Genomic DNA, 11919 nt, shown 5'->3' with positions numbered 1-11919 from the left:
GCCGAGCGAGAATGTCCACCCCGGCCCGGGAGTCGACGAAGCTCAGGAACTCGAACCCGGGATCACGCTCCAGCTCGTCGGGCCAGACCCTGAAAGCCGCCGACGTCTACTTCTTCGACGACAACGACGGCGTCCGCCTGCCGGCCTCCTGGAAGCTCCAGTACTGGAACGGCAGCGCGTACGTCGACGTCCCCGGCACCTACCCGATCGCCATCAACGCCTACAACCACGTCACGTTCAACCCGATCAGCACCACTCGCTTGCGGGTGGCGCTGCAGAGCGGCCAGGCCTCGGTGGGGCTGCTCGAAGTGAAGGCGTTCACCTAGTTCACCTGGAAAAGGATTCGATGAGGAAGTTCGCCACCCTCAGCGCGCTGGCCGCCCTGGCCGGCGCGCTGTCGGTCCCCTCCCCCAGCCTCGCCGCCCGTCAGGCGGCCCCCGCGCTGGACGTGTTCGACATCTTCTACCGCAAGGTCAACGACTACGGCGTCCAGCTCGTGGACTGGCAGGGCTATCTCGCCAACCCGTACATCGAGCTGACGGTACGCGCGCCGAAGGTCCCCGGCATCAGCTACCCGCTGAAGGTGGACCTGCAGGCCAAGGGCACCTCCCGGCTGATGTTCAACATGCCGAGCGAGCTGACGGCCACCGGCGCGACCAAGTCCTTCACTCTCACCGGCCCCGCCGACCGCGAGGTGGTCCGGCTGGCCATCCACTCCAAGCAGCGCGGCGGCCAGGACGAGCTGCACCAGTGGATCATGAAGACCACGGACGCGTCCGGCGGCACGAACACGCAGACCATGCCGATCAGGGTGCAGCAGGACGAGAAGACCCCGCTCAAGCCGTCCATCCCCATCGACTTCGACTACCGCTCCGACAACATCACCGGCTACTTCAAGGACCCCGGCGTGCGCAAGGCCGCCGAGGCCGCGGTGCGCAACTGGTTCGCGTTCTTCGACCTGAAGCCGTTCGACACGGTCCCGGCGGGTGACGAGGTGAACAAGCTGCCGGGCGACGACTGGCAGAACGAGGTCGAGGTCTCCAACGCCAAGCCGTACAACGGCATGTACGTGTGGTTCCGCGGCATCCAGACGCCGTACTCGACCGGCTACCCGACCATCAACGGCAAGTTCCACACCCAGAACGGCAAGCCCACCCCCTACCACCGCTCCACCAGCATGATCCTCGAGTACGACGAGCAGCTGATGAAGCTGTTCACCTCGCTGAACGACGAGGACTGGTGGAAGACCGACCTCGGCCAGGTGATCGACGTCGAGGGCCTGGTCATGCACGAGTACGGCCACGCGGTCGCCTTCCACAGCGACTGGCAGGGCATGGCCGACTACGTGGCCGCCAAGGGCAAGGACGACCAGGAGGTCATCGACTACCAGGGCTACCCCGTGCCGCTCGACACCAGCTACCACGTGCCCGGCGACGACCCGTACTGGGACCGGCTGAGCGGGCAGAGCGGCGGCTGGCGGCACGTCTTCCCGACCCGCAGGTGGGAGCTGACCAAGCTGTCACTGCTGATCGCGGAGAACGCCGGGTGGAAGCTGAACAGGAAGCTGACCCCGTTCCTCAAGCCCTCGATCGAGACCTCCGCCGTCCCCGCGGCGAAGGCGGGCACCACGTACGAGCAGCGCCTCCAGGCCAAGGGCGGAGTCCCCTTCTACGACTGGCAGGTCGTCGAGGGCACGCTGCCCGCGGGGCTCACCCTCGACCGGTTCACCGGGGCGATCACCGGCACCCCCGCCACGGCCGGGACCGCCACCTTCACCGTCCAGCTCAGGGACAACGACAAGCTGAGCACGCCGGTCACGCGTGAGTACAAGCTCACAGTCGCGTGAACGGCTGGAGGGCGGCGGAGACCCCGCCGCCCTCCCCGTTGCTCGTCAGTAGCCGTAGCGGCTCTTCAGGTGCCGCCACCAGTCGCGGAACATCCACGCGTCGAACTCCGTGATCTGCGTCGCGCTGCCCGCCTTCATCAGGAAGCAGCACTGGCCCGTCGGAGTCCAGTCGTAGAAGTCGTCCAGACCGAACGAATGTCCCATCTCATGCAGCAGGATGTGGATGTTGTCGGTGTTGAGGTTCGACATGAAGTACTCGCTGCCGATCCGCTGCCCCCAGTCGCCCCCGGCTCCCCCGCCGAACCCGGCGGTCAGCCACAGCGACATGTCGTAGTGGTGCGACGCGCCGCCCGGGCAGTTGGGGTAGTTGCCGCTCTGGTTGAAGAACCGGCCGCAGGGCTCGGAGCACTGGGGCGCGTTCTCGCGGATGTTGTTGACGTAGATGTCGACCGAGTTGTCGCTCCACTGCAGCTGGGCGCGGTCACGTACGGCCCAGCCCACGACCTTGACCGGCACGCTCGCGTACGGCCAGCCGTTGTGGCCGGCCATGACGTCCATCCACTTCTTGAACTGGCGGGCCAGCGCGGCGTGGATCTGGTCACGCTGGGCCGCCGTCACCGTGGCGGTGGTGTCCCAGCGGACGCAGTAGTTGATCGAGCCCTTGTTGGCCATGATCTGGTCCCAGCCGTAGTTGCGGAACCCGTACGGGTCGGGGTACGTGCTCTCGACGTGCTGCCAGACCTCGTTGAGCGGGGTGACCAGGTTGGCCGGCGGGTTCCAGCCCGAAGTGCCGCCGCCGGAGTCGGGAGCCCACGCCTTGACCTCGAGCAGCCCCACCGATCCCTGGCCGCTCTGCAGGACGACGCGCAGCCGCGTGGTGCTGACCTGCGAGAAGCTCACCTTGTTGTAGGCGTTGACCGCGATCGGGTACGTGGCGGAGATGTCGGTGTAGGCGCTGCCGTTCCAGTACTGGAGCTTCCAGGAGGCGGGGACGCGGACGCCGCCGCCGTCGTCGAAGAAGTAGATGTCGGCGCCCTTGAGCGTCTGGGTCGAACTCCAGGTGAGCTCGGCCCACTGGGTGCCGGTGTTGGGCCAGGTGCCCCAGCGCTTGTTGACGGTGTCGTTGGAGCTGGGCGGGTCGATGCCGTCGTTGATCGCCGCCACGCTCTCCCAGGAGGACGTGTACGAGGCGGACGGCGTCGCGCTCCTGGCCACGTTCGTGTCGGCCAGGGCGCTCTGGATGGGTAAGAGGAGGGTGGCGATCAGCAGGAGGGGCAGGACGGCCAGGCGTTTCATTCGGTTACCTCGGTTTTGGTAGCGCTAACATTGCCAGCGCGTTCCAGCCGGAACCGCGCCTGCTTTGATCGCACGGGCGGGCGCCCGCGTCAAACCCGGGGTGGAGGCACCGGCGGCGACCTGCGGATTCGCGGTGAAACTTTCAAACTCCGCCGCTCCAGCCAGAGAGACGAGACGGTCCGTCTTGACAAGGAGCCGGCACACCCTCATACTCACTGAGACGAGACGGACCGTATCGTCTCAAAGAAGAGGAGGCTGGGCCCTTTTGCGTACTGCTGCCCAACTGGCACTTGCCGAGATCACCAAGCGTTACGGCACCCGCGTCGTCCTGGACCGGGTGTCGCTCACCGTCAAACCCGGCGAACGGGTCGGAGTGATCGGTGACAACGGGTCGGGCAAGTCCACGCTGCTCAAGCTCATGGCCGAGGCCGAGCGGCCGGACAACGGCGAGCTCGTGGTCGTTGCGCCCGGCGGTGTCGGATACCTTCCGCAGTCACTCGCGCTGCCGCCGCACGCGACGGTGGCCGACGCCGTCGACCTGGCGCTGGCCGATCTGCGAGAGCTCGAGGCTCGGATGCGTGCCGCCGAGCGCTCGCTCGGCGAGGCGGGGGTGAAGGCTCGCGCGGAGGCTCGTGCGGAGGCGGCAGGGGTCTCCGAGGGACCGGGTGTCTACGATGTCTACGCGCGGCTGGTGGCGGAGTTCGAGGCGCGGGGCGGCTACGAGGCCGACGCCCGGGTGGAGATCGCGCTGCACGGGCTCGGGTTGCCCGGACTCGATCGGCGCCGTCCGCTGAGCACGCTGTCAGGCGGTGAGCGCTCCAGGCTCGCCCTGGCCGCCACGCTGGCGTCCGCTCCTGAACTGCTGCTGCTCGACGAGCCGACCAACGACCTGGACGACCAGGCGGTGGCCTGGCTCGAACAGCGCCTGCGCGCCCACCGGGGCACGGTCGTGGCGATCACGCACGACCGGGTGTTCCTGGAGCGGGTGACCACTGCCGTCCTGGAGGTCTGCGACGGGAAAGTGCGTCGCTACGGCGACGGGTACGCCGGATACCTCACGGCCAAGGCCGCCGAACGCGCCGCGCAGGCGCGCGCCCACGAGGAATGGAAGTTGGAGGTGGACCGTCATGCCACGCTGGTGGCGGCCAACGCGGGCCGGCTGGCCGGCATCCCGCGCAAGATGGTCAAGGCGGGCATGGGCACCGGCGCCTGGCGGGCGCGCTCGCGTACGCACGGGGCCGCCGGGCGCATCCGGCAGTCCCAGCAGCGGCTGCGGTGGCTCACCGACCACCCGGCGGCGCCGCCGCCCGAGCCACTGCGCTTCACCGCCGGCCTCACCACCGCGGGCGCCGCTGCCGGAGCCGAGGTGGCCGCGCTCGACGGCGTGGTGGTGGCGGGACGGCTCCGCCTGGACTCCCTCACCCTGCGTGCCGGTGAACGGCTGCTCGTCACCGGCCCGAACGGGGCGGGCAAGACCACACTGATGCGGGTGCTCGCCGGCGAGCTACGGCCGGACGCCGGCGAGGTACGGCTGGCCGGTCGCGTCGGCTACTTCCGCCAGGACGAAGTGGACACCGGCGACATGCGGCGGCCTGACGGCGTCGATGTCGTCCGGCAGACCGGCCGGGCCGAGGTCGTCCGACAGGACGGGCCGGTCGAGGCCGTCCGGCAGGCCGGACTGGTCGGGCCGGCGGACCACACCGTGCTGCGCGCCTACGCGGACGGGCGGCCCGGGAGCCTGGACGAGCACGCGGACGCGCTGCTGGCCCTGGGGTTGTTCCGGCCGTCCGACCTGGGCCTGCGCGTCGGCGAGCTCTCCTACGGGCAGCGGCGCCGGATCGAGCTGGCGCGGCTGGTGAGCGAGCCCGTGGACCTGCTCCTGCTCGACGAGCCGACCAACCACCTGTCGCCGCTGCTCGTGGAGCAACTGGAGGAGGCGCTGGCTTCCTACCAGGGCGCGCTGGTGGTCGTGACGCACGATCGTCGCCTGCGGGCCACGTTCACCGGTTCCCGCCTGGAGCTGGACGGCGGGGGCGTGGCGGCGTAGCCGGTCAGAGGTCCGCGACGAAGTCGAGGGCGACCGCCCAGGCGCGCTCGGCGGCCTCGGCGTTGTAGTCGGGCAGGTCAGGGTCGGTGAACAGGTGGCCCACGCCGGGGTAACGGAAGACCTCCACGTCGGCCCGCGCCCGGCGCATCCTGAGGTACCAGGCGTTCAGCCAGTCGACGGGCTCGTAGGTGTCGGGGTCGGCGACGTGGAGCTGGACCGGCAGGTCGTCGGCCGAGACACCGTCGGCCATGTCGGAGGTGCCGTGCATCAGCAGCAGCCCGCGGGACCGCTCGTCGGCCAGGGCGAGGTTCTGCGCGAGCGCCGCGCCCAGCGAGAAGCCCGCGTAGACCAGCCGCTCGCCGGAGAGCGGGGCGGCCGCGGCCACGGCCCGCTTCAGCAGCGTGTCCCGCCCGATCTCCTCCTTGATCGCGATGCCCTCCTCAGCCGTGTCGACGACCCTGCCGCCGTAGAGGTCGGGGACGTGCACGTCGTGGCCGGCCGCCCGGAACCTGTCGGCGGCCTGGTGCACAGCGGGGCGCAGGCCGTACATCGAGTGCAGGAGAAGAATCCGAGCCATGCGGGCAGCTTAGTGGCCTTGCCTGGAAGTCTCTCGGGGGTTGACTTTCGGATCTGGTGTGGTCAGTCCGTGAGGGGGGTCACGTAGAGGTCGCAGGCCAGGTCGAGGGCTTCCTGTGGGGTGCCGATGAACCAGGGGGTGGGTTGGTACTTGCCGTTGCTGGGGGTATGGATCGCCAGTCCCCAGTAGTGAGCCGAGCCGCTGTAGCGCAGCCGCATCAACGGCAGCCGGGCGCTGTCGGCCAGTTCACCTTCGACGTAGGCGAACTGGCCGTGATAGCGGACATCCACTCTGCTCAGCTGCGGCCAGTTCTCCTTGGCATGCAGCCACAGCCGCTGCGCCAGGGACGTCTTGGTGAAGGCGGGGATCGTCGGCACGAGGGCTATCCTGCCCGCTCGGCGTGTCAGATCACCACAAGCTGATCATGATCGGGCAAGGTCGGCGGGTCACCATGTGGATCTCTCGCAGAAAGCCCCCGAGTGCCCCGCTGCCGCGCCTCAGATCACCTTGACCGCCACCGAACGGCGGCGGCTCAAGCAGCTCGCCCACTCCCATTCGGCCCCGTATCAGCTGGTGATCCGCGTCAGGATCGTGCTGGATGCCGCCCACGGCCACTCCAACAACGCCATCGCGCGCCGGCACGGGGTGAGCGTGGACACGGTCCGCCTGTGGCGGGGCCGCTACGACAGCGAGCAAGGCATGGAAAGCCTGACCGACCGGCACCGGCCGGGACGCCCGCCGCGTATCACTGCGCTCCAGCGGGCTCAGATCACGGCACTGGCCTGCCAGTTACCGGCCGAGACCGGGACTCCGCTGTCGCGGTGGAGCAGTAGCGAACTGGCCCGCGAAGCCGTCGCCCGCGGCCTGACAGCGACGATCTCGGCCTCCACGGTGCGCCGGATCCTGGCCGAGGACACACTCAAGCCCTGGCAACACCGGTCGTGGATCTTCATCCGTGACCCGGCCTTCGCCGTCAAGGCCGCCCGCGTGCTGGAGTTGTACGCCCGCACCTGGGACGGCGTCCCGCTCGGCGACGACGAGTATGTCATCAGCGCCGATGAGAAGACCTCCATCCAGGCCCGCTGCCGCTGCCACCCCACGCTGCCGCCCGGCAGATCGCGGATGATGCGCCTCAACCACGACTACGACCGCGGCGGCGCGCTGGCCTACCTGGCCGCCTACGACGTCCACCGCGCCCACGTCTTCGGCCGCTGCTCGCCCAAGACCGGCATCGTCCCGTTCATGGACCTGGTCGAACAGGTCATGACCCAGCAGCCCTACGCCTCGGCCACACGGGTGTTCTGGATCGTCGACGATGGCTCCTCCCATCGCGGCAAGGCCGCCGCCGACCGGCTCACCGCGCGGTTTCCTAAGGCGGTGATGGTGAACAGAAAGAGTCGAACTCCCAGCAGCCCGCCGGCTGCGACCATCAGCCTGCCGTACTCGACGCAGCCGCGTAACCCCTGAGAGATTTACGCAGATGACCACTTAGCCACGTCGAACACGCTGCCTCGACGGCTGGGTGTGTGGACTCCAGCAAACCGATACAAGCCCGGCACCATCCACCTTCCCCTGCCGGTGGTCTCGGAAGGTGATGGCGGAGGCATTCGACACGGTTCCAACGGGTGCCTTGAACTGTCGTCGCTTCGGCTGAATCCGTGCGGGCTGGCGGCTGCAAGCGCTGCATGGGCCGGCCGTCTCCACGAATAGTTGCCAGGCGTTCAGATCCTTGCACGGCAGGAACTCGCATGTTCCTCACGCGGTGTTGCTGTACACGCTGTGCGAACAACTAGAAGACGGGATGCCCGACCCCGGCGTGAGTCGCCGGCCGGAATCGTCAGAAACGGTAGTGCGCGACCGTGGTGCCCAGCCTGGAGAAGGCCGCGCTGAGCGCCGACAGGCGGGTCCACAGGCGCAGGGCCGTCGGGAACTGGTCGACCTCGGGCTCCCGGGTGAGCAGGATGTGCCGGATCAGGGTCAGTCGCGGGTTCCACCGTACGGGGTCGAGGCGGTCGAAGCCGGGGGACTTGAAGAGGGGGACCAGGAACCGGCTGCCGGAGTAGTGTCTCGCGGCCCAGACGGTGAATCGGGTGTAGACGTTGAACGCGATCTCCCCACTGGGAAAATGGCTGGTGAGACGGTCCAGCAGCGTGATCATCTCTTCCTGGGAGAGGAAGGGCAGCACGCCGTCGGCGACGATCACGGCGGGACGGTCGGCGGGCAGCGCCTCCAGCCAGCCGGGCTCGGTCAGGTCCGCGCCGATGGTGTGCGTGTGCGGCCGCTCCGGGATGATCCGGTGCCGGGCGTCCACGACCTCGGGAAAGTCGACGTCGTACCAGTCCGCTGTCGATGGAGGGTCGATGCGGAGGGCTCGGGTGTCGAGGCCGGCTCCCAGGTCGATGCCGATCGCGTCGGGGTGGCGGGCGATGAACCGCTGCGCGATCTCGTCCAGTTTCTTGGCGCGCTGGGCGACGTCGATGGCCGAGGCCGCGCTCCAGCGGAGTTTGCGGTGGTCGTAGCCGGTCTTGTGGATGATCTCGTAGGCCATGCGGTCGCCGAGTATGGGGCTTGGCAGGCGGCTGTCGAGCGCCCGGCCGCACAGCGTCACCCACAGGGTTTCCTGCAGCGGGGTCAGTGTAGGAAGGGTCACTCCCATGATGTCCTCCAGGCTCAGATGGTGGGCATGTCGCGTCGGGTGAATCCGGCCAGGCCGGCCGCGACGAGGGCCGCCGCGACGGCGGTCATGACGATCAGTGGGGTGGCCGTCATGACCCCGCCGGGAAGTTTCGGTACGTGCTCGAAGACCGACAGGTCGATGACCCACTGGTCGAGCTGCAACTCCAGGCCGACCCAGCCGAACAACATGCTCACCATGGCCACCGCGAACGTGCCGGCGACCAGCCGAGGCAGCAGCCCGAACAGCGCGAACGCGACCCCGGTGAACACCCACACCACAGGGAGTTGCACGAGAGCGGCGGCTAGGAGGCGGGACAGCTCACGGGCGACGTCGCCGGTGTTGAGTCCGTGCGCCAGACCGGCGGCCGTCCCGAAGGCGATCAACCCGAGCGCCGGGCCGAGCAGTATGAACGCGAAGTGGCTGCCCGCCCAGCGCAGCCGGCGCACCGGGGTGGCCAGCAGGGGCTCGGCCCGCCCGTCGCGCTCTTCGTTCCTGAGCAGCAGCGCGGCCTGGATGGCGAAGCAGGCGCTGACCAGGCCGAGCATGGTCATCATGGGGGCGAGGAACTGGTCGACGAGCGTGCCGGGACCGCCGAGCCGGGCCAGCGCCTCTCGGGCCGCGGCGCCGCCGTTGTCCATCAGCGTCCCAAGGCTCGCCGACATCGCGCCGCCCACGAGCCCGACCACGGCGAGTCCGGCGATCCTGCTGATCAGCGGCCCGCGGTGCAGCCGCCAGGCCAGCGCCAGCGGGCTGCGCAGGCGGGGTCCGGCGGCGGCCGGGCCCAGGCGGGCCTGGAACATGCCGGCGCCGAGGTCGCGCCGATCCGACAGCGCCACGGCCAGCACGATCAGCGCCAGCACGGCGCCGGCCGCGAGCGCGAGCACCCACCAGCGTTCGCCGCTGTAGGGCCGCAGCGCCTCCGCCCAGCCGAGCGGCGTCATCCAGGACACCCAGGCAGGCCCGTCACCGGACTGCGCGGCGACGTCGCCGACGCCGCGCAGCAGGATCGCGGCGCCGAGCGTGCTGATCCCGATGGCGCGCGCGCCGCCCGCGCCGGTCGTGAGCTGCGCCGTCACCGCGCCGATCGAGGCGAACGCGCAGGCGGCCACCGTGAACCCGAGTCCGAGCGCCAGGGAGCCGGCGGCGGGCAGGCCCTGGCCGATCAGCGCCAGCGCCGAGGCCACGCCCAGGACGAGGGCGGCCCCGCAGGTGACGATCAGAGTGGCGGCCAGGTTCGCGTGCCGCGCCACCGCGGTCGCCCCGACCAGTTCGCGCCGTCCGGCCTCTTCTTCCGTACGCGTGTGCCGGATGACCGTGAGCAGCGCGAACAGCGCGACCATGAACGTCACGAACCCCGACCGCCAGGCGACGAGCTCGCCGAGGCTGGAGCCGTTCAGCACGCCGTAGGCGATGGTGAAGGCCCTGGTGTGGACGCTGGTCTCGTAGTAGTGCTGACGGGCCTCGGCCGTGGGGTACGCGCCGGTGAACGCGCCGACGAACACCACCGGGATCATGCAGATGAAGGCCACCCACAGCGGCAGCAGCACACGATCGCGCCGCAGCACCACGCGGATGAGCTTTCCCGTGCCGGCGAACGCGTTCATCGTCCTGCCTCCGCGTGCCGGCCCTTGACGTTCGCGGTCGCGCGGTCGTAGTGCCGCAGGAACAGCTCCTCCAGCGTCGGAGGCTGGCTGACCAGGCTGCGCACGCCGGCCTGGGTGAGGTGGCGAAGTGCGAGGTCCAGCGCGGCGGCGTCGACGCTGAAGCGTACCCGGCCGCCGTCGGCGCGCAGGCCGTGCACACCCGGCAGGCCGGCCAGCCCGTCCGGTGGGGCGGCCAGTTCGGCGTCGATGGAGGTGCGGGTGAGGTGCCGCAGCTCGGCCATGGTGCCGGTTTCGACGGTACGGCCGTCGCGGATGATCGTGACGCGGTCGCACAGCGCCTCGACCTCGGAGAGGATGTGGCTGGACAGCAGCACCGTACGGTCACCCGCGCGCCGCACTTCCTGGACCGTTTGCCGGAAGACCTCCTCCATCAGCGGGTCCAGGCCGGAGGTGGGCTCGTCGAGGATGAGCAGCTCGGCGTCGGAGGCCAGAGCCGCGACCAGGGCCACCTTCTGGCGGTTGCCCTTGGAGTAGGTGCGGCCCTTCTTACGCGGGTCGAGGTCGAAGCGCTCGATCAGCTCGTCCCGGCGCCGCCGGTCAAGCCCGCCGCGCAGCCGGCCGAGCAGGTCGATGGCCTCACCGCCGGACAGGCCGGGCCACAGGGTGACGTCGCCGGGCACGTAGGCCAGGCGGCGGTGCAGCTCAGCGGTCTGTGTCCAGGGGTCGCCGCCGAGCAGCCGGGCGGCGCCCGCGTCGGGGCGCATCAGGCCCAGCAGGATCCGGATCGTGGTGCTCTTGCCCGCGCCGTTGGGCCCGAGGAAGCCGTGCACCTCGCCGGTCCGTACGACGAGGTCGAGGCCGTTCAGTGCCCGTGCCGGGCCGAACGACTTGACCAATCCGGCCATGGAAATGGCATCAGTCTCAGTCATCATGGATGTCCTTGTGTGGTGATGGGGAGAGGGCTAGAGATCGTCTCCCTGATGGGCCTCCCAGGCGGTCTGGGCGGCTTTGAGCATGGTGTCGTCGGCGTACAAGCCGTGGGTGTAGATCTCGAGCATGGGCAGCCCGATGCGCCGCAGCACGTCGGGGCCCATCCGCTCGAAGCCGAGCGCGCGGGTCAGGGGCGGCGCCATGGTCAGCGTGGCCAGGCTCACCAGCACGGTGAGCACGGCCAGCGCCCGCACGTCGGAGGACTGGCGCATCGAGCCGCCGGCGATCCCGTCCCGGAAGAGCTGCTCGGTCTCCTCCACCAGCGTGTTGACGAACGTGGTGGCCGCGGAGGAGTCCTCCTCGATCGCGCGCACCATGTACTGCACATGGAGGCGGTACTCCTCCGAGCCCGACAGGTATTCCTGGGACAGATCCCGCACGCCGACCAGGTCAGCCGCAGTCCGGGCCCTCCTCACCAGGATCTGCAGGACGTGCTCGTCGCAGACGCTCCGCAGGTTGTCCTTGCTGCCGAAGTGCCGGATGACCAGGGCGGCGCTCACCCCCGCGGTGGCCGCGATGGCGCGCAGGTTCGTCTTCTGGAAGCCGTCGCGGGCGAAGTGCGCGATGGCGGCGTTACGGATCTTGGCCTGGGCGGTCAGATCCGCCGAAGGTGATGAACACACGTTTACTATAGTAAACGTGTGTTCATCGCTATGGCAACCGGGGTCAGAACGGTCCGCGGAGATCTCCCGGGGCAGCGTGCAGAGGGCCGTGCGCTTGCCAGGCAGCAGGTTCGGCATTCTGTTGCGCAGCGCGCCGCGGACAGTGTCGGCCAGCACGTGTCCTGGCCGGCCCATGGAGGCGTAGCTGACCAGCACGCCGCCCGGGGCTAAGTGGTCATCTGCGTAAATCTCTCAGGGGTTACGCGGCTGCGTCGAGTAC

General features: G+C 69.5%; 10 protein-coding genes and 1 pseudogene. 4 read left to right on the top strand and 7 right to left on the bottom strand.

Annotated elements, in window-relative coordinates; genetic code table 11:
• Both AB0J64_RS55325 and AB0J64_RS55320 read left to right on the top strand, forming a co-directional pair.
• Nucleotides 1-326 (top strand): annotated as a pseudogene (locus AB0J64_RS55325) (hypothetical protein); the annotation flags it as partial.
• Nucleotides 327-346: 20 nt separating this feature from the next.
• Nucleotides 347-1846 carry an Ig domain-containing protein gene (locus AB0J64_RS55320; protein WP_364046318.1) on the top strand — a complete coding sequence of 500 codons (1500 nt, stop codon included), beginning with the start codon at nt 347-349 and terminating at the stop codon, nt 1844-1846.
• A gap of 45 nt (nt 1847-1891) precedes the next feature.
• On the opposite strand, the gene AB0J64_RS55315 is transcribed toward AB0J64_RS55320, so the two are convergent.
• Nucleotides 1892-3142 (bottom strand): hypothetical protein, encoded by a 1251-nt coding sequence (locus AB0J64_RS55315; protein WP_364046316.1) that lies wholly within the window; start codon nt 3140-3142, stop codon nt 1892-1894.
• Nucleotides 3143-3407: 265 nt separating this feature from the next.
• Here AB0J64_RS55315 and AB0J64_RS55310 point away from each other — a divergent pair, with 265 nt between their 5' ends.
• Entirely contained in the window at nt 3408-5189 is a 1782-nt protein-coding gene (locus tag AB0J64_RS55310) for an ABC-F family ATP-binding cassette domain-containing protein (protein ID WP_364046314.1), read from the top strand.
• Nucleotides 5190-5193: 4 nt separating this feature from the next.
• Here the strand turns inward: AB0J64_RS55310 and AB0J64_RS55305 are convergent, their stop codons facing one another.
• Together AB0J64_RS55305 and AB0J64_RS55300 are read right to left on the bottom strand one after the other, a co-directional pair.
• Nucleotides 5194-5766, bottom strand: coding sequence for a dienelactone hydrolase family protein (locus tag AB0J64_RS55305; protein ID WP_344988343.1), 573 nt, complete (start codon nt 5764-5766; stop codon nt 5194-5196).
• A 62-nt stretch (nt 5767-5828) separates the two neighbouring features.
• Nucleotides 5829-6143: a hypothetical protein gene (locus AB0J64_RS55300; RefSeq protein WP_364046311.1), complete on the bottom strand. Its 315-nt coding sequence runs from the start codon at nt 6141-6143 to the stop codon at nt 5829-5831.
• Nucleotides 6144-6273: 130 nt separating this feature from the next.
• On the opposite strand from AB0J64_RS55300, the gene AB0J64_RS55295 reads away from it, so the two are divergent.
• Nucleotides 6274-7233: an IS630 family transposase gene (locus tag AB0J64_RS55295; protein ID WP_364046309.1), complete on the top strand. Its 960-nt coding sequence runs from the start codon at nt 6274-6276 to the stop codon at nt 7231-7233.
• Between the two features lie 370 nt (nt 7234-7603).
• Here the strand turns inward: AB0J64_RS55295 and AB0J64_RS55290 are convergent, their stop codons facing one another.
• Genes AB0J64_RS55290 through AB0J64_RS55275 form a run of 4 tightly spaced genes read right to left on the bottom strand, consistent with a single transcriptional unit; the run spans nt 7604 to nt 11660 of the window.
• Nucleotides 7604-8416 (bottom strand): class I SAM-dependent methyltransferase, encoded by an 813-nt coding sequence (locus AB0J64_RS55290; protein ID WP_364046307.1) that lies wholly within the window; start codon nt 8414-8416, stop codon nt 7604-7606.
• Between the two features lie 20 nt (nt 8417-8436).
• Nucleotides 8437-10047 carry an ABC transporter permease gene (locus AB0J64_RS55285; RefSeq protein ID WP_364046305.1) on the bottom strand — a complete coding sequence of 537 codons (1611 nt, stop codon included), beginning with the start codon at nt 10045-10047 and terminating at the stop codon, nt 8437-8439.
• On the bottom strand, nt 10044-10976 hold the full coding sequence (locus AB0J64_RS55280) for an ABC transporter ATP-binding protein (protein WP_357962662.1): 933 nt from the start codon (nt 10974-10976) through the stop codon (nt 10044-10046). The genes AB0J64_RS55285 and AB0J64_RS55280 overlap by 4 nt, the downstream gene beginning before the upstream one ends.
• A gap of 33 nt (nt 10977-11009) precedes the next feature.
• Nucleotides 11010-11660, bottom strand: coding sequence for a TetR family transcriptional regulator (locus AB0J64_RS55275; RefSeq protein WP_358207667.1), 651 nt, complete (start codon nt 11658-11660; stop codon nt 11010-11012).
• Nucleotides 11661-11919: the final 259 nt, after the last annotated feature.

Origin of the sequence: Nonomuraea sp. NPDC049695, assembly GCF_040674955.1 — a bacterium.
GTDB classification, from domain to species: Bacteria; Actinomycetota; Actinomycetes; order Streptosporangiales; family Streptosporangiaceae; genus Nonomuraea; species Nonomuraea helvata.
Note: the sequence above shows the minus strand (reverse complement) of the source record. Positions and strands in the feature narration are given on the sequence as shown.